Origin of the sequence: Clostridium guangxiense, assembly GCF_021043395.1 — a bacterium.
Lineage (GTDB): Bacteria > Bacillota > Clostridia > Clostridiales > Clostridiaceae > Clostridium_S > Clostridium_S guangxiense.
In genome coordinates, this window is record NZ_JAJNKE010000029.1 from 16,854 (window position 1) to 34,128 (window position 17,275).

Sequence of the window (17,275 nt, forward strand, 5' to 3'; positions counted from 1 at the left end):
ATCATAAAGCTTATTTTTCATATTGTATAAATGGATCATCAATTTCTATTTCGTGAGCTTCTGCGTCACTTACTCCGCAATAAAGTTCTGCTTTGCCATCATCTCTTCTCACAATTCCTCCACTAAATATTACATCCACCAAATCTTTTCTCTTATAATCACCATCCTCAAAATTTTTCCTTGTAGCTATTATTTTCATTGGTGATGTTTCTCCTGTTGCAACATTAAATGCGAAGCTCGTTGAATAATAATGTCTGTTTCCATCCTTATCAAATTTAGCAATATGCCCTAAAACTCCAATTAATCCATTTGATAATTTATAAATGCCATTAACCCCTCCCCATTCATCCTTAATAAATTGATTTTTAAGAAGCTTTGCTTTTAATATATTCTCTGAATTTAACTCATCTAAAGAATTTAAAATTAAATATCCTATATTTGCACCATCAAATTCATTTTTAGGTCTTGTAAAAACTAAAATCTTTCCGTCATTTAATTGTATAAGTCTTATATCTTTCATAAGTTCTGGGCCTTCTGCAAACCTCTGAAGTCTATTTAAGTTATTACCCTTATAAAAAACTGTTTTATAAAGGATACTATTTTTATCATCTTGTTTGTACCTTATTTCAACCCCACCCAAAATAAACTCATTGCTAACTTTTGTTATAAACGGATCTTGGAGCTTTAAAATAGGCATGTCATCCTTTTTAACCCATATATCATTACCTACACTTTTAAAAAATACTGCTTCTGAATTCTCACTATCTCTTTTTTCAACTCGTCCAACTATTAGAGTATCCTGCCCATATTTAAATGGAGCTGTAATATTATATACGTCATTTTCATTCACACCCTTAAAATTTAACCGCTTAGAATAATAGCTTTGTAAATTCTTATTAGAAAATTCAAGTAAAAGTTCAGTTACATTTTTAACTTTTAAAGTAGTTTCCATTCATAGTCCCCCAATTCATATGTAATATTAACGTTTACATTTAAATGTTAAAACAGTTTTGCTTTAATTTCAATTGCATTTTACTTTAATTTTAAATTTAAAATCAAATTCACCTATTTACCTATCTATTACACCTGTACGTCAGTAAAACACATATTGAATATTTATTCAATGCTCATACTTAACTTCAGAATCTTTTTTAAATATAAGAATGGCTATTCTGCTCACTTTTAAGCACTAATTCAGTTATTACTATTTACTTTATAAGTTACCATAGTATAATATATAAATAATCATTAAAAGATTTTAAAAAAACACACACATTTATTTTATAGGGGAAAGTTTTTTATATATAGGATTAATGCCTCAACTAAAGCTATGCATGTCTCTAATTCCTTGAACATATCATTTTGAAACATGTATAACTTAAGTTTCCGCACGATAATCCTTAAATCAAACAATATTAAAAAGGGTGGTTAAAATGAACAGGCTTATAGTAACAAAATTTGGAGGTAGCTCTCTTGCAGACTCAAATCAATTTAAAAAAGTTAAATCAATAATAGAAGGTAATAGCAGCAGAAAATACGTTGTACCTTCAGCCCCAGGTAAAAGAAACAGTAAAGATTACAAAATTACTGATCTTTTATACCTTTGTCATGCTCATGTACAAAATGGAATACCTTTTGATGATGTATTCAAGCTTATATCTCAAAGATATAAAGAAATTGTGAATGAGCTTAACATAGATGTAAACATAGATACATATCTTGAAAAAGTAAGAAAGGACATAGAAAATGGTGCCTCCAGTGATTATGCTGCCAGCAGAGGAGAATATCTTAACGGTGTAGTACTTGCTAAATATTTAGGTGCCGAATTTATAGATGCAGCAACCGTAATATTTTTTGATGCATCTGGCAATTTTGATGAAAACAAAACATATAAGAGCATAAGAGAAACTGTCTTAAAATATGACAAAGCAGTTATACCTGGCTTCTACGGCTGTGATACAGATGGAAATATAAAAACTTTTTCTCGCGGTGGCTCAGACATAACAGGCTCAATTATTTCTTCAGCAATAGGTGCTGATCTATACGAAAACTGGACAGATGTTTCTGGCTTCTTAATGGCCGACCCTAGAATAGTAGAAAACCCTAAAACAATAGAAAAAGTAACTTACAAGGAGCTTAGAGAACTTTCTTATATGGGGGCCACTGTTTTGCACGAGGAAGCAATATTCCCAGTACGTGATGCTGGTATTCCTATAAATATAAAGAACACAAATAGGCCAGAAGATGTCGGTACTTTAATTGTCAATGATACTGAAGAACCTGCCCGCTTTGGAACTATAACAGGTATTGCAGGAAAAAAAGACTTTACTGTAATTGCAATAGAAAAAGCTCTTTTAAATTCAGAAATTGGATTCTGCAGAAGACTTCTTTCTATACTTGAAATGTATGGGATATCTTTCGAAAACATGCCTTCCGGTGTAGATTCTGTTTCACTTGTAATTGAGGACTCACAACTTAAAAACAAATGTGAAAAAGTAATAGACGAAATAAAAAGACAATGCAGTCCTGACTCAATAGAAGTACATCCTAATATGGCCCTGGTCGCCACAGTTGGGCGCGGTATGGCCAAAAGTACAGGAATAGCGTCAAAAATATTCTCTGCACTTTCGGGTGAAAAAGTAAATATTAGAATGATAGATCAAGGCTCCAGCGAAATAAATGTGACCGTTGGTGTAGAAAATGCTGATTTTGAAAAAGCCGTAAGAGCTATCTACAATACTTTTAACTAATGCTTTGTTAAATAAATGCAAAAATCAACATTCTTTTAAAACATAGCCTTAAATAAAAATAAACTAACTTAAAGAGCCTGTATTAGCGATTTTTAAAATCACTAATAGAGGCTCTTTTTTAGGCAGCTTTTCTTGCAAACTTACCATATTAGATAAAGCCCCCCTTTGGATACGTTGATTTGTTATCATACTAATATAAGTATTGTTTGATAACACACACCATAAATAGTATAATCTTCTTATGCCAAATTTTTAACAAAAATGCGCCTTTTCCCGAGTTTTTGATCAAAAACTGCATTTTTTGTTAAAAAGAAGGCTTACACTAATTTCTTAGTGCAACAACCCCATAAATTAAATTATGTAAGGAGGAAAATTTATGAAAGCTGCTTTATGGTATAAAAGAAAGGACGTAAGAATAGAAGAAACAAAAGAACCAACAGTTTCATCTGACATTGTAAAAATTAAGGTTAAATGGTGTGGAATATGCGGTTCAGACTTGCATGAGTATCTAGCTGGCCCTATATTGATTCCAGTAGAACATCCTCATCCTTTAAGCAAAACTACTGCTCCGGTTATATTAGGCCATGAATTTTCGGGTGAAGTAGTTGAAATAGGTGAAAATGTTAAAAACATAAAAGTCGGTGATAGAGTAGTCGGAGAGCCTATGGTAGTATGCGGCAAATGTCCAGCATGCCTAGAAGGGAAATACAATTTATGCTGGTCTGTTGGAGCATATGGAATTTGCGGCACTGGAGGAGGTTTTGCTGAATATGCCTCACTTCCAGAGAGATTCATACATAAAATTCCAGATGAGCTTTCCTTTGATAAAGCTGCATTAGTAGAACCAATCACAGTAGGAATGCATTCTATAGCTAGAGCAAACTTTAAAATTGGAGAAACTGCCTTAGTCTTAGGTGCCGGTCCTATAGGTCTTGGTACAATAGAATGCCTTAAAGCCGCTGGTGCAAGCTTCGTAGCCTGTCTTCAAAGAAAATCCATAAGACAAGAATATGCTAAAAATGCTGGTGCTGATATAATCTTAGATCCAAATGAAGTTGATATCCCTTCTACAATTAAAAAATTAACTGGAGGTAAAGGCGTTGATGCTGTTTTTGAAACAACTGGTGCCGAATCATGCTTTTTAGCAGGATTAAACAGTTTAAAATCTGACGGAACATTAGTAGTAACAAGCGTCTGGGAAAATGATATTAAATTCAATCCTAATTTGCTAGTATTTACTGAGAAAAAAATTGTTGGAACTATGGGATATAGAAATAACTATCCTTCAACAATTTCACTTATGGGTAACGGAAAAATAAAAGCTAATGGATGGATTACTAAAAAAATTCACCTAGATGATCTTGTAAAAGAAGGGTTTGAAATATTAGCTGGCGCAGAAAAAAAGAAGCATATAAAAATATTAGTCACTCCTGATAAAAACTTGTTATAAATTTTCATAAACTGACGTTATTTGTTTTTATTTATCATTTTTTATTTCTTTAGGAAGGATTTTGTATTTTTGCGCAGAATTATAGTTATGTATAAAAATATACTTAAGTGTAAAGGAGATATATGAGATGAGTAATAATGTAATTGAAAATGTTAATGGTTCTAGTGTAATCAAAGATAAGGAAGGTAAGTACGAACTTAAAGCAGATCCTATAAAAAACAGATTGTATCAGACAACGATCGGGCTATGGAAGGAAGCAGATATTGAAAGATTTACAGAAGATGTAATGGATAAAATGATTCCAGTGTTCAAGGGGCATAAATGGGCATGTATAACAGATTTAAGACAATTTAAAGCATCTGCAATTTCAGAAAAAATGAATAACCTTTTAGAAAATTGTAAAAGTAAAGGTTTTTTTGGAGGCGCTATAATAGTTGATAGTGCTGTTGTTAAGATGCAGTTAAATATGGCTTCTAAAAAATCTGGACTTGCTCAAAAAGCTTTTACAGATACTAAAGAATGCGAAGAATGGTTAAATTCACAAGGATACTAAAAGCTAAAATTTAAAAGAGCTGGTGATTAAATGTTTAGAAATACTTTAATTAAAGGTATCGAAACTTATCTTCCTGGAAATAAAATAGGAAACGAAAAATATATAGAGCATTTTGATAAGCAAGATATCGATATTAGAAATCTTTTAGCCTCAATAAATAGAAAATATAGATACAAAGCTTCCAATGATGAAAATGTGATTACAATGGGAACTAAAGCGTCTTTAGAAGCACTTAAAAATTTTAATGTAAAAGCTGAAGATATAGACATTATAATATTTGCTTCTAATACTCCAGAGTATTTAACTCCATCTAATGCTATAAAAATACATCACGCAGTAGGAGCAAAAAATGATGCATTAGCTTTTGATATTAATGCTGATTGCATGGGTGCTGTACTTGCTATAAACTTAGCAAGTACACTTTTAAAAGGAAATCCAAAATATAAGAAAGCTTTAGTTGTTGCAAGTACACTAATGAGTGCTTTTTCTAGACAAGATGATGCTCTTTCATATGCCACTATGAGCGATGCTGCTGTATCTATTCTTCTAGAAGCTAAAGAAGAAGACTTTGAAAGAGGCATATTATCTACGGAATGCCAAACTGATTCTAGATTTCATGATGCTACTCAAAACCCAATACATGGATTTTCAAGTTACTGGAGATCAGCTTCAACAGATAAAGAAGAAGGCAAATTAAAATCATATCCTTTTGATACATCTGAATATCCAACTATATGGGCAAGCATGATAAAGAATACTATTGCAAATACAAAATATAAAATAGCTGATGTTAAATTCTTTATCATGTCACAGTTTGTTGAAAAAATGATAGTAGATACTTTAGAAAAGCTAAATGTTGAAGATTACAAAAATAAGTATAACTTCCTTACTCCTGAAATAGGATATACAGGTTTATGCTGTGAGATGTTCGCATTAAAAGACGCTCTTGATAAGAAACTTATTAATGAAGGTGATCTCATAGTATTTGGAGGAACCGGAATAGGCAGTAGCAATATGATGATGTCCTATAAGCTATAAGACATATTTAACTTCACAATATTAAGAAAATAGGGTAAATACTTTTATTTTGTCATAGAAGTATTTACCCTATTTTTTATTCGTTCTTTAAAGACTTTAATCTATCCATTATAGGCGCTGGTTCAGTTCCATCAGTTATTAGTTCAATAACACAAGGGCCATCTAAATTAGCAGTGAATTCTTTAATATTAGATATATCTTTTATATCACTTATGCTCATAGCTTTTACACCAGCCGCTTTCATAAATTCAGATATAGAAATTCTTTGTTGTTTAAATACCTCAAGACCTCTTCCATATAAAAACTTGTGTCCATGTTCTACATAGGCAAGCATTGAATTATTTATTATGAAATATATAATTGGAAGCTTATATTCTTTAGCTGTTAAAATCTCCATACCATTCATAAAGAAGGATCCATCACCTGAAAATACTGCAACAGTTCTCCTTTTATTTTGGGATAAATAAGCGCCAATGGCACCAGCAATGCTTGATCCCATAGCAGCATAGTTAAGATTAACTTCAAAATCTCCTTCTGCTGGTACATTTAAATATTTGAACACAAAATTCATAAATTCGCCTAAGTCAGAAAGATACATAGTATCATCTGGCAGTAAGCCTGTAATTTGATCTAAAAATAATCTTAAAGATAAACCTGTATGATTGTTTACATATGGAGAATTTAATTCAGGTCTTTTTATATTAAGTTGATTCTTTGAATCCGTACCTTTTATTAATTCCGGTAAAACACATCTTAAATCTCCATTAATTTTTATATCTTCGTCGAATACCTTTCCTAATTCCTTTGAATCCCAATCTACATGAATTACCTTCTTACCTTTTACAAGTTCCTCATTAAAATTACAAGTAGAAGCTTCTCCAAGGCTTGTACCTAAAATTAAAAGACATTCTATTTCCTTTGAATATGCTAAATTTGAAGCCGCATCAGTACTAGAATATCCAAAGTTTCCATAATTAAGCGCAAAATCTGAAGACACGATTCCTTTACCTTCAGGAGTTGTTACAATTGGCCAATTAAGATGACTACTTAATTCCTTAACTTCATTTTTTACCTTTCTGCATCCATTTCCAACCATTACAATACCAGATTTGCAATTATTAATTACTGAAATGGCATCCTTCACAGCTGCAGCATCGTAATGTAGAACTTTTTTATAGTTATTTATAAATTCCCATTTAAAATCATCCTTACATTCTAACAGTTGGACATCCAATGGAATTGAAACATGAACAGGACCATATGGTGGTGTTAATGCTATTTCTATAGCCTTTTTTACGGCACTAATTACCTGTGTTTCATCAACTACAGTTTTACTATATTTCGTGATAGGCTTTAGTATATCTTCGGTATTTAATTCCTGTAAAGCACCTTTACCTATTTGCCACCTATTAACATACCCAGAAATAACAAGCACAGGAGCCTTTGCTCTATTCGCATCTGCAATACCGTTTATCATATTATTTATTCCTACGGCTCCAGCCACAATACAAACACCTAAATTTCCAGATATACTCGAGTATCTTGCAGCCATATATGCAGCTCCGCCTTCGTTCTTAGCAACAATTGGTTTTATATCTTCATCATTCATTGCATCGTAGAGTGGACTCACAGTTCCAGCTGGTAGTCCAAAAATATATTTGACATCAAGCATCTTCAAATATTTTAAAATCGCATCAGATATTCTCAAAATAATACATCTCCCATTATATTAAGTCTTCATAATTCTTTACTAATTCTAAACATTTATTTATTTGTTCATCAGAAAAATTATGAAGTTTATTAATTGAAACAATACATACTATTCCCTTTATTTGAGCTTTACTTTTGTCATGTACAGGTACAATTAATATACTATCTACACCGAAAAAGAAAAAAGCTTCAGAAGATCTCTTATCTTCTTTCGTATTATCAATATGTATATATTTAGCACCATTAATTATCTGTCTTAGAACCAGTGTTTTATCAATATAAACCGGATTTTCAGCATGTCCTTTTTTCCACTTATCAATTCCTAACACATCTGTATTAGTCTTATGCACTGGATTTAACCTTCCATTTCTTATCTCATGATAAGCTATATCAGTCAATTGTGTAACCTTTCCTATTTTATCAAACAAATCATTAAGTACATCATAGCTCATATTTCTTCCCTCCAAGTATTTAAATTATTTTTCTAGATTACTTTTTAACTTATTTGAATTATCAACAATATATTGTGAAAGTTCATTTATTTCTTTAATTCCAGAAGCTAGTTCATCTACGTTTTCTTTAATTGTTTCAATACCAGCTGTTACCTCCTGCATTCCAGAAGATTCCTGCATAGTTGTAGAAGCTATTTCTGAAATATTTTCATTTAATTCATCCATGTATTTTGCTATACCTTTACTTGATTCATTTTGTAACTTAGTACTTTCAGTGATAGAATTAGAATATTCATAAGTTTTATTTACTACCTCTATTATATTTTCTATAGATGTTCCACTTGCATCTACTAAATTTATTCCTGATTTAAGTTCTGAGAGTCCCTCTCTTGATTTATCTACAGCTTCATTAATTCTATTTTGTATATCTATGATTAATTTGCTTATTCCGTCAGTTGCACTTTTACTTTTATCTGACAATTCTTTTATCGATTTAGCTACTACTGCGAATCCCTTACCATATTCACCTGCTCTAGCAGCTTCTATACTGGCATTTAATCCAAGCATATTAGTTTGGTTTGTTATGCCATTTATCATATATACAATCTTGCCTATCTCTTCTGTAGCCTGACCTAAAGCTGTCATATAATCCACTAAGTCACTTATTTTTGTAGATACATTATTCATTGCATTTATAGCATTCGTTACTACTTTTTTTCCATCCTCGGCAGCACTCTGAGCTTTTTGAGACTCATTTGTCATATTTCCTGAAGCGGCTGCAACTTCTTCAATTGATTCAACAAGTACCTCAACAGAATTTTTTACACTGGTCACAAATTCAGACGATTTTTCTGTATTTTGAGAAGTTTGCTGAACACCACTAGATATCTGTTGAAGTGCAGCAGAAAATTGTTCTATATTTGCTGCTTGGCTATCGCTAAATTCAGATAACTGAGATAGAGCGGCTGATATTTCTTGTCCATAATCATCCAAATTACTACAAAGTTCAGCATTCACCTCACTATTAGTATTTTTTTGAATACTCTTCTTGACCTCTTCATTCCTATGTTCTGATTTGGCATTTTTTCTTTTGATTCTCTCAAAAATTTTCAAATTTCTTCCCCCTAATTTTTATTTATAAATTTAATACAAAGTTATATAAAATCCAGATGAGCCCTATGTAAAACTAAGCAATTTTACAAAGTGATACCACTAAAGATTCCTTTGATATAAATCTACTAACTTTTCACTCTTAGTTCTCTTCTAGAATAATGACTCTATCCCCTTGTTTTTCGGTAAATTTCTTTTATTAATTAGGATAAAAACTCAAAATACTGTAAATAACGACAATAGCTTTTTAAAAAATATATAAAAATATACAAGAATATATATTTATAGGATTTATTTAACATTGTATATAATATTAGTACCAAATTTTTATAATAAAATCAATACTTAATTAAACAATACATAAAAATTCATAAAAGTTTTATAAACCTTAAGCATAAAATATTGCATTATCTAGTATCCTCTTTACTTTTTCTACAAAATTTATATTTCAAAAAGCAATTAAGGGGATGTCACTATTTTTTATATTTAATGCGACAGCCCCTTTTTCATGAATTTTTCAGCTTATCTTTTCTTTCCCGTTATAAAGTCATATATAAAAACTGCAACCGCAGCTACTAGTAACCAGTGTATTAAAAATCCACCTATTCTAAATACAAGTCCTAAGACCCCAAAAAATACTATTATCCCGCCTATAGTTCTAAGAAGCTTCATTTTCTGTTCCTCCTTTTCTTCTCTTATAAGTTTTATGATATTATTATAATACAAAGGTGGTGGATTTTCATGACTAAAATAACAATTGTTGAAGATAATTACGAATTAAGTTTGATTATGAAAGAAAAACTTGAAAACATGGGATTTGACTGTGAAATCATAGAAGACTTTAAAAACATTGAGGATGGAATATATAAAAGCTGTCCTAACTTAATTTTACTAGATATAAACTTACCATACAATGATGGATACTACCTATGCAGAAAATTAAGGAAGACCTCTGATATACCAATTATAATAGTATCTGCTAAAGATAAGGAAATGGAACAGGTCATGGGAATTGAACTTGGCGCAGATGACTATATAACTAAGCCCTTTAGTTTTGAAATACTAGCAGCAAAAATTAGAGCAGTTTTACGGAGAGTTTATGACACAAAAAAAGAAACAAGTTGTGAGTTCTATACCGTAGGAAAACTGCTTTTAAATGAAAGTACTTTTAGACTTACCTACAAAGATAAATTTGTTGAACTTACTAAAAATGAATTTAGACTACTAAAAAATCTAATGCAAAATAAAAATAAAATAGTTACAAGGGAAATCCTTATAAAAGATTTATGGGACACGGGTTCTTTCGTTGATGATAATAATTTGTCTGTAAACATCACACGGGTTAAAAACAAACTTGGAATACTAGGTTTAAAAGAAATTATAAAGACCAAAAGAAGTGTTGGTTATATGCTCAATTCTAACGTAATTGAAGGTGAACAAGATGAATAAAAGTTCTCAAATTTCATGTTTTGTTAAAGACAATCTAATCTCAACAATCTTCTTCTTAAATAGCTCTTTTATAATATTATTTTTTAATCTTTTGAATAAAGAAAAAGCTGAAATACTTTATCCTTTAAGTATTTCTATTTTTCTGTACTTAATTTTTATTTTAATAGAATGGTTTAAATATACTGGCTTTATTGCAAGTCTAAATGACATAATAAAAAATCCTTACTATAATATTTCAACTCGCATCCAACAGCAAAAGTTAACCTTGTACGCAATTAAAGGCCTCCATGAGAATTACATGAGGGAATTAAAAATAACCAAAAGTGATATAAAAAAAGAAAGAGAATTCATATCCCAATGGATCCACAACATAAAAGGAAATTTAAATGTCATAGATTTAATTGCAGAAAAATCAGCTTCACCTATAAAAAGTCAAACTCAAAAAATATATTCAAGCTTAAACAACATACTTACAATGTTCAGACTCAATGAATTTTCTAAAGATTATATACCTACGGAATCAAATCTTGCTCAATCACTGAAAAAAATTATATCCCAAAGAAGTGATGAATTTATATATAACAATGTTTATCCAAAGTTACAGCTTCACTCTGAAGATATATGGATGCTTTCAGATGAAAAATGGAACGAATTTCTCATAGGCCAGATAATATCCAACGCAATAAAATACTCGAAATCACCAAAAGAAACTAAGTATATATATTTTATTACAAAGGAAATTAAGAACAAAATTTATTTAACCATAAAAGATGAAGGTATCGGAATACCTGCCTGGGATTTGAATAGAGTATTTGATGCATTTTTTACAGGAGAAAACGGTCGAAAATGCAAAAATTCAACAGGAATTGGTTTGTACCTTTGCCATACCATATGTGAAAACTTAGGTCACACAATAAGTATAACTTCTGAAATTTCAAAAGGTACTGAAGTTACCATTTCTTATCTTGCAAAAATGAAAGATTAATAAAAACTACTTCAATAGATACTTTTTTAGATATGATTTAATATATATGGTGAAAGTAGGTGAAATCATATTATGAGTATATTAATTACAAATGGCCTTACTAAAGTTTATAGTGAGAAAAACAGCGCAAATGAGGCACATGCACTAGAAGGCGTAAATCTTAAAATCGAGGTTGGAGAGTTTGTTGGTATTATGGGGGCTTCTGGGAGCGGCAAGAGCACACTTTTAAAACTTCTTTCTGGTATAGAAAAGCCATCCTCTGGAACAGTTGAAATTAATAATGAAGACATAAATAAATTAAATGATGACGATTTATCACTTTTTAGAAGACATAAATTAGGTTTCGTTTTTCAAGATTTTAAGCTTATGGACAGCCTATCTTTAAAAGAAAATATTATGCTTCCAATGATTTTAGATAAGAAAGAAGAAAAGCTTTTAAATGATAAATCTGATGAACTAATGAAACTTTTTGATATTTATAATATAAAAAACAAATATCCAAACGAAGTTTCTGGTGGACAAAAGCAAAAAACTGCTGTATGCCGTGCCTTAGTTAACAATCCACTGCTTGTTATGGCAGATGAACCAACTGGAAATCTTGATTCAAAGTCTTCTAATTCAATCATGAATTGTTTTAAGAAAATAAATGAAAATAATAAGAGTACTATAATAATGGTTACTCATGACCCATTCGCCGCAAGCTTTTGCAGTAGAATTATTTTTATTAAAGATGGCATGACAAGCACTGAACTTATAAAAAAACACAATAGAAAAGAATTTTTAGATACAATCCTTGATTATGAAGCTATCTTGGGAGGAGTATCCTATGAATTTTAATCACATCATAATTAAAACCTTCAAAGCAAACTTCAAAAAGTTTTTATCTTATTTTTTATGCTGCAGCTTTTCTATAACTGTATTTTTTATGTATACTACTTTAATTTTAAATAACGATATAAACCGCAGTATAACTAGTTTTGGTAAAGAAGGCACAGCTATTAAAACAATGATATATTCTTCATTAATCGCTCTTATACTATTTTCTATAGTTTTTATGAGCTATTCCCATGTCTCGTTTATTAACTGCAGAAAAAAAGAATTTGAGCTTTATTCAATACTTGGCATGAATAAACATGATATTAAAAAATTAATACTATTTGAAAATTTATTTATTGCTGTTTCTTCTTTGCTCACTGGTTTAATTTCTGGTTCCGTTTTTGGAAGACTTTTTTTTATGATAGTTACTAAAATACTAAATCTCAATGTTTTAGCTTTTAACCTTAGCTACAAAAACTATTTGCTTACTACATGCTCTTTTATAGTTATTTTCGTTGTAGTTCTAATTATAAACAGATTTACTTCAAGTAAAATAAATAATATATGCAAAAGTGCATTTATAAAATCCAAAGGCTCAAACTACGCTTACTTAGCAGTATTGGGATTATGTACCGTGATATTATCATACGTGATAATATACTTTTCAAAAAATAATAGACTTATTTTATCCACAGTATTATGTTTTTCTGGTACTTACTTGTTGATAACTTGCCTTGGAAATCTGACTTTGTGGATAACTAAAAGAAAAAAAAGCTTCTATCATAGAAATCTACTAACCATTACAGAAATAAGTTATAAATTTGATGAAAATAAAAAAATAATATTTATACTTTCTATTTTGAGCTGCATTGCCATTTATTTTATTGGACTTGCCTACTCTTCTTACGTTGAAACTCCAAAAGAAGTAAACATTGAAAATCCATATGATTTAGTGTACATTGAAAATTCTAATTCTCTAGCAAATTTAGTAAATACTAATGACATTTTAATAGAAAAAAAACTGCAATTTATAACGCTTAATTTAAGAAACAAATCCTCAAAAATAAATATAATATCTCAAAGCCAGTTTAATAAATTTGCAAATAAACATATACATGTACCTGACGGACAATTTATAACTCTAACTTCACGCAGCATACCAGAAAGTTCACCTTGGCATAGAGGAAGTATTTTGCTATCTGATGATTTTAATAATAAATATGAATTATCTTATTCCTATGAAATCTGGCAAATTATAATAAACTCTAATGCTTCAAACATGCATATGCTCATTATAAGCGATGATGATTATACCAATATAATAAAAAATAAAAGCCCTAATTTTATAAAAACCTATCATGCTATAAACTTAAAGAATTGGACTATGGGTATGAAATACGAAAAGAAATTAAATAGTTCTGCAAAATCAGTTTCAAAATACAATACCTATGAAATTTTGAAAGCACAAAATCTTTTCTTTTTATTTATAATGCTTTTTATTGGAGTGTTATTTTTTATATCCTGCGGCTGTATTTTAAGTTTTAAGTTATTTTCAGAAATAGACGATACATTGGATACCTATAATAAATTACGTGGAATTGGTATTACCGGTTTAGAGATGAAAAAAATCATATCATTTCAAATTAAACTTATATTTTTTTGTACCAACAATTTTAGGAAGTACTCTTGGATTCTTATACATCCTTCTTCAAATGAAAAGAAATTATTTTAAGGCAGCTTTAGTAGTACACTCTTTAATAATTATATTAATATACTTGTGCTTTCAATTTATTTACTGCTATTTTACTGAGACAAAATATTTTCAAACAATTAAACTGCATTCCAAAAAGTAATTTGAATTGTAATATCAAATTACTTTTTGGAAAAATTATGCCAATTCATCTATTGTTTTTCCTTTATCCGAATCACTTGCAGCTTTACCTTCACCTGTATACCTGTCAATATCGCTCTTATCTTGTTCTTTATTAATTTTATCTCCCAAATCCATCACTTTTTTCTCTAGCTTAGATACCTTACGAGTTACTGAATTTGCACGGGCCTCATCTCCAGCAGCAAGTTTTCTCTTTTTTGCAGCTCCTCTATAATTTCCTAAGCTCTCATCCACATCGGCATCTGACTTAAGTACTGCTGATTCTCCTTTTAAATGTTTTCCTACACTATCTATTTTGCTAATTTCATTATATACACTACCATACATTAATATTGAATCTTCACTCGCACTATTTTCATTATTACCATTTACTTTACTATTATCACTTACATTATTATCATCTGTTTTATCAGTTGTTTTGCTTACTTGCAGTTCTTGAATTTGTGCCTCAATTTCCTCAATTTGCTCCTGTAATGGTTTTATTTTTTCTTGCATATCGCTACCATTACCTGCCTTACCAGAACGTATTTCTGAAATCTGCTTTTTTAATTCATCTGCCTGGCTTTGGAGTGATTTAATCTGGTTGTCAGTGTCATCACTTGATTTATTTTTAGCTGGTATATAACTACTATGACTTACATTAGAAATACCTTGTACCATAATAATCCTATCCCCCCTATTTATGATTAAATTACAATATTATAATCGTACATTGATTAAATTTATTTATACAAATGAATAAACTTCCAAAATTATTTTCAAATAAAAAATAAGCATGATAACACGCCTATTTAAAGCATACGTGATGCCACATAAAGTCCTAAATTGCCACAAGAAAGTACCGGCGTAAGAATGACTGCATTCATAATACTAGCTGCAAATGCAAGTCCAACTATTTCAGTACCTGAAAATGAAAATCCAGCAACCAAAAATATATTTATTATATAATAATGTAATTTTTATACTTATTTTATTTTTATTTAATTTATCACATCTATAATAAAAATAACAAATTAAATGGAGGTAGTGAAAATAATGCGAGGTAACAATAGTACAAGGAAAAAATTCCTCCGGACCTACGGAATTTTAGATGTAAACTTGTACAGTTCATTATATAAATCCTTATATCAAAATAGTGTCATTTATAAGTTTTACATTTTCTGTAGCAAAGCGGAAGAAAATCATCCTTCATTGTGAATTGTGAATTGATTTAGTGTAGCAATCCTATTTTAATAAGTATCCTATTATATAAATGCATCATGACGAAGTACAGCATGAACTCCCTTAACCTCATTAACAACTTGAGTAACTCTTAAATCAACAACTACTGTACTTCCTAATGCAATGGCTTCAACTCTCCTTAAATTAAACCTATTACTAATTAGATTTATTATTCCATCCATTGCCTTGTGCAGCATGTCCTGAATCTACATTTTCTCTTCTTTCAAAAGGTTCCATTCTTTTTCCATCATTTTAGAAATATAAATATATATTGCTATACATAGAGTTCAATGATAGAATATAGGAAACTTATGGATATAACAACTTTATTTTAACAACCTTTTTAAAAGAAAGGAGTTACTTACATGGATAATCTTAAGGGGATAAAAATCATGTTTTTGGGTATAACTTTGATTTTGATAGGTATATATATATCTATACTAGGTTTAAGGGGTGATAATTATGGAATTATCAAAATTAAAAATTCAAGATAATTCTGACTTTAAGCTTGAAGCTATTAAAACCCACTGCACTTATGACATTGATTCCAAAGATGAAGCTAAATCACAGCTTGAAAAAAACATAGAAAAAATGGTAGAACTTCAAGATAAGCTTTATGCAGATGGAAAATACGGGATATTAATAATTTTTCAAGCTATGGATACTGCCGGGAAGGACGGAGCTATAAAACATGTAATGTCTGGACTTAATCCACAAGGCACATCCGTTTTTAACTTTAAGCAGCCTTCAAGTGAAGATCTTAAGCATCACTATCTTCACAGAGCTTTCATGCATCTGCCGCAAAGGGGACAAATTCAAATTTTTAATCGATCTTACTATGAAGAAGTTTTAGTTGTAAGAGTACATAAACTTCTAAAAACAGAAAACATACCCGATGACCTTGTTACGGATAATATATGGCAAAGAAGATATAATGAAATAAACAACTTTGAAAAATACCTTTTAGATAACGGCATAATTCCAATTAAAATATTTCTTCATATATCTAAAGAAGAACAAAAGAAAAGACTTTTAGCTAGAATAGACGACAAATCTAAAAACTGGAAGTTTTCGGAGTCAGATATAAAAGAAAGGCAGCATTGGGAAGAGTATCAAAAGTATTATGAAGAAACTATAGCAAATACAGGAATCAAAAACGCTCCATGGTATGTTATTCCAAGTGATAAAAAGTGGTTCGCCCGCCTTGTAATATCTGAAATCATGGTAAAAACTTTAGAAAATTTAAAGCTTGAATACCCTAAATTAAATGAAGAGGAAATAAAAAATTTAAAAAAATACAAAGAAGAATTGACTAAGTAACAATGCTTCGTCGCGTTAAAAAAATTTGTCTAACCTTGTTTATAGTGTACCTTTCGTAGAGACGCGGGTTGCATAAAGTATTCTTATTGATGGAAACATTAAATATTGATTTTTTGTAATTTCTTTAATTTCAAAACCATTTTCTTTTAAAATATCAGCATATTCCTTTATATTGGCAAGATCTAGAATAGCTATTTTCCCATTTGTTTTGTAACCCTTGCTATTTCTTTTATTGCCTTTTTTCTTTCATCTTTGTTTTCTATGTTATGAATAGCAAGACTTGATATAATCACGTCAAAATAATTGTCTTCAAAAGGCATGCTTCTCATATATCCGTTCACTATTTCAAGCTTATTTTCCGTACCTTCTATAACTGCGTTTTTTAATAACTCTTCTTTACTGTTTCTTGACTGATCTTTTGAGTTCCATATATCTATCTCATAAGCCTTACCACTTTTTAATCTTTGTGCCACTCCATTAATCATTAATCCTCTTCCGCAACCAACATCAAGAACCTTCTCGTCTCCAGT

General features: G+C 30.1%; 17 protein-coding genes and 2 pseudogenes. 10 read left to right on the forward strand and 9 right to left on the reverse strand.

The features are described 5' to 3' along the window. Positions 1–10: 10 nt before the first annotated feature. A complete protein-coding gene (locus tag LQK79_RS14895) occupies positions 11–952 on the reverse strand; it encodes a DUF1861 family protein (protein ID WP_231017066.1) in 942 nt (313 codons plus the stop codon). Between the two features lie 481 nt (positions 953–1,433). Here LQK79_RS14895 and LQK79_RS14900 point away from each other — a divergent pair, with 481 nt between their 5' ends. From LQK79_RS14900 to LQK79_RS14915, 4 genes are all read left to right on the forward strand, one after another. Then, positions 1,434–2,750, forward strand: coding sequence for an aspartate kinase (locus LQK79_RS14900; protein WP_053241594.1), 1,317 nt, complete (start codon positions 1,434–1,436; stop codon positions 2,748–2,750). A gap of 376 nt (positions 2,751–3,126) precedes the next feature. Beyond that, positions 3,127–4,200, forward strand: a complete 1,074-nt coding sequence (locus tag LQK79_RS14905; RefSeq protein WP_231017067.1) for a 2,3-butanediol dehydrogenase — start codon at positions 3,127–3,129, stop codon at positions 4,198–4,200. A gap of 127 nt (positions 4,201–4,327) precedes the next feature. Then, positions 4,328–4,753 carry a hypothetical protein gene (locus LQK79_RS14910; RefSeq protein ID WP_053241596.1) on the forward strand — a complete coding sequence of 142 codons (426 nt, stop codon included), beginning with the start codon at positions 4,328–4,330 and terminating at the stop codon, positions 4,751–4,753. A gap of 30 nt (positions 4,754–4,783) precedes the next feature. Next, on the forward strand, positions 4,784–5,791 hold the full coding sequence (locus LQK79_RS14915) for a 3-oxoacyl-[acyl-carrier-protein] synthase III C-terminal domain-containing protein (protein ID WP_053241597.1): 1,008 nt from the start codon (positions 4,784–4,786) through the stop codon (positions 5,789–5,791). Between the two features lie 76 nt (positions 5,792–5,867). Here LQK79_RS14915 and LQK79_RS14920 read toward each other — a convergent pair whose 3' ends face one another. The 4 genes from LQK79_RS14920 to LQK79_RS14935 all read right to left on the reverse strand — a co-directional run bounded on the left by LQK79_RS14920 (position 5,868) and on the right by LQK79_RS14935 (position 9,735). After that, a complete protein-coding gene (locus LQK79_RS14920) occupies positions 5,868–7,499 on the reverse strand; it encodes a thiamine pyrophosphate-binding protein (protein WP_231017068.1) in 1,632 nt (543 codons plus the stop codon). Positions 7,500–7,515: 16 nt separating this feature from the next. Beyond that, positions 7,516–7,953: a hypothetical protein gene (locus tag LQK79_RS14925; protein WP_053241598.1), complete on the reverse strand. Its 438-nt coding sequence runs from the start codon at positions 7,951–7,953 to the stop codon at positions 7,516–7,518. A gap of 24 nt (positions 7,954–7,977) precedes the next feature. Continuing rightward, on the reverse strand, positions 7,978–9,066 hold the full coding sequence (locus tag LQK79_RS14930; protein ID WP_231017069.1) for a methyl-accepting chemotaxis protein: 1,089 nt from the start codon (positions 9,064–9,066) through the stop codon (positions 7,978–7,980). 519 nt (positions 9,067–9,585) lie between these two features. After that, a complete protein-coding gene (locus tag LQK79_RS14935) occupies positions 9,586–9,735 on the reverse strand; it encodes a lmo0937 family membrane protein (RefSeq protein WP_231017070.1) in 150 nt (49 codons plus the stop codon). A gap of 69 nt (positions 9,736–9,804) precedes the next feature. On the opposite strand from LQK79_RS14935, the gene LQK79_RS14940 reads away from it, so the two are divergent. The 4 genes from LQK79_RS14940 to LQK79_RS14955 all read left to right on the forward strand — a co-directional run bounded on the left by LQK79_RS14940 (position 9,805) and on the right by LQK79_RS14955 (position 14,045). Further along, positions 9,805–10,512: a response regulator transcription factor gene (locus tag LQK79_RS14940; protein ID WP_053241600.1), complete on the forward strand. Its 708-nt coding sequence runs from the start codon at positions 9,805–9,807 to the stop codon at positions 10,510–10,512. Next, positions 10,505–11,497, forward strand: a complete 993-nt coding sequence (locus LQK79_RS14945) for a sensor histidine kinase (protein ID WP_231017071.1) — start codon at positions 10,505–10,507, stop codon at positions 11,495–11,497. Before LQK79_RS14940 ends, LQK79_RS14945 begins: the two co-directional genes overlap by 8 nt. 72 nt (positions 11,498–11,569) lie before the next feature. Beyond that, positions 11,570–12,334, forward strand: coding sequence for an ABC transporter ATP-binding protein (locus LQK79_RS14950; RefSeq protein ID WP_053241602.1), 765 nt, complete (start codon positions 11,570–11,572; stop codon positions 12,332–12,334). Then, a complete protein-coding gene (locus LQK79_RS14955; RefSeq protein WP_231017072.1) occupies positions 12,324–14,045 on the forward strand; it encodes an FtsX-like permease family protein in 1,722 nt (573 codons plus the stop codon). The genes LQK79_RS14950 and LQK79_RS14955 overlap by 11 nt, the downstream gene beginning before the upstream one ends. Positions 14,046–14,201: 156 nt before the next feature. Here LQK79_RS14955 and LQK79_RS14960 read toward each other — a convergent pair whose 3' ends face one another. From LQK79_RS14960 to LQK79_RS14970, 3 genes and pseudogenes are all read right to left on the reverse strand, one after another. Continuing rightward, positions 14,202–14,864: a FlxA-like family protein gene (locus LQK79_RS14960; RefSeq protein WP_231017073.1), complete on the reverse strand. Its 663-nt coding sequence runs from the start codon at positions 14,862–14,864 to the stop codon at positions 14,202–14,204. 134 nt (positions 14,865–14,998) lie between these two features. After that, positions 14,999–15,148 (reverse strand): annotated as a pseudogene (locus LQK79_RS21220) (hypothetical protein); the annotation flags it as partial. 300 nt (positions 15,149–15,448) lie between these two features. Continuing rightward, the gene (locus LQK79_RS14970; protein ID WP_231017074.1) at positions 15,449–15,622 is read right to left on the reverse strand and encodes a hypothetical protein; all 174 of its coding nucleotides are present in this window, start codon (positions 15,620–15,622) and stop codon (positions 15,449–15,451) included. A 168-nt stretch (positions 15,623–15,790) separates the two neighbouring features. Here LQK79_RS14970 and LQK79_RS20930 point away from each other — a divergent pair, with 168 nt between their 5' ends. Both LQK79_RS20930 and LQK79_RS14975 read left to right on the forward strand, forming a co-directional pair. Further along, the gene (locus LQK79_RS20930) at positions 15,791–15,919 is read left to right on the forward strand and encodes a hypothetical protein (protein ID WP_269144173.1); all 129 of its coding nucleotides are present in this window, start codon (positions 15,791–15,793) and stop codon (positions 15,917–15,919) included. After that, positions 15,888–16,745: a polyphosphate kinase 2 family protein gene (locus LQK79_RS14975; RefSeq protein ID WP_231017075.1), complete on the forward strand. Its 858-nt coding sequence runs from the start codon at positions 15,888–15,890 to the stop codon at positions 16,743–16,745. The genes LQK79_RS20930 and LQK79_RS14975 overlap by 32 nt, the downstream gene beginning before the upstream one ends. Positions 16,746–16,936: 191 nt before the next feature. Here LQK79_RS14975 and LQK79_RS14980 read toward each other — a convergent pair. After that, positions 16,937–17,266, reverse strand: a pseudogene (locus LQK79_RS14980) (class I SAM-dependent methyltransferase); the annotation flags it as partial. Between the last annotated feature and the right edge of the window lie 9 nt (positions 17,267–17,275).

Excerpts from the sequence above, each read along its gene's own strand:
- LQK79_RS14925 (WP_053241598.1), bottom strand. The coding sequence starts at position 7,953 with ATGAGCTATGATGTACTTAATGATTTGTTTGATAAAATAGGAAAGGTT.
- LQK79_RS14955 (WP_231017072.1), top strand. The coding sequence starts at position 12,324 with ATGAATTTTAATCACATCATAATTAAAACCTTCAAAGCAAACTTCAAA.
- LQK79_RS20930 (WP_269144173.1), top strand. The coding sequence starts at position 15,791 with ATGGATAATCTTAAGGGGATAAAAATCATGTTTTTGGGTATAACTTTG.
- LQK79_RS14940 (WP_053241600.1), top strand. The coding sequence starts at position 9,805 with ATGACTAAAATAACAATTGTTGAAGATAATTACGAATTAAGTTTGATT.
- LQK79_RS14945 (WP_231017071.1), top strand. The coding sequence starts at position 10,505 with ATGAATAAAAGTTCTCAAATTTCATGTTTTGTTAAAGACAATCTAATC.
- LQK79_RS14910 (WP_053241596.1), top strand. The coding sequence starts at position 4,328 with ATGAGTAATAATGTAATTGAAAATGTTAATGGTTCTAGTGTAATCAAA.
- LQK79_RS14935 (WP_231017070.1), bottom strand. The coding sequence starts at position 9,735 with ATGAAGCTTCTTAGAACTATAGGCGGGATAATAGTATTTTTTGGGGTC.
- LQK79_RS14975 (WP_231017075.1), top strand. The coding sequence starts at position 15,888 with ATGGAATTATCAAAATTAAAAATTCAAGATAATTCTGACTTTAAGCTT.
- LQK79_RS14905 (WP_231017067.1), top strand. The coding sequence starts at position 3,127 with ATGAAAGCTGCTTTATGGTATAAAAGAAAGGACGTAAGAATAGAAGAA.
- LQK79_RS14950 (WP_053241602.1), top strand. The coding sequence starts at position 11,570 with ATGAGTATATTAATTACAAATGGCCTTACTAAAGTTTATAGTGAGAAA.
- LQK79_RS14895 (WP_231017066.1), bottom strand. The coding sequence starts at position 952 with ATGGAAACTACTTTAAAAGTTAAAAATGTAACTGAACTTTTACTTGAA.
- LQK79_RS14970 (WP_231017074.1), bottom strand. The coding sequence starts at position 15,622 with ATGCTGCACAAGGCAATGGATGGAATAATAAATCTAATTAGTAATAGG.
- LQK79_RS14900 (WP_053241594.1), top strand. The coding sequence starts at position 1,434 with ATGAACAGGCTTATAGTAACAAAATTTGGAGGTAGCTCTCTTGCAGAC.
- LQK79_RS14960 (WP_231017073.1), bottom strand. The coding sequence starts at position 14,864 with ATGGTACAAGGTATTTCTAATGTAAGTCATAGTAGTTATATACCAGCT.
- LQK79_RS14915 (WP_053241597.1), top strand. The coding sequence starts at position 4,784 with ATGTTTAGAAATACTTTAATTAAAGGTATCGAAACTTATCTTCCTGGA.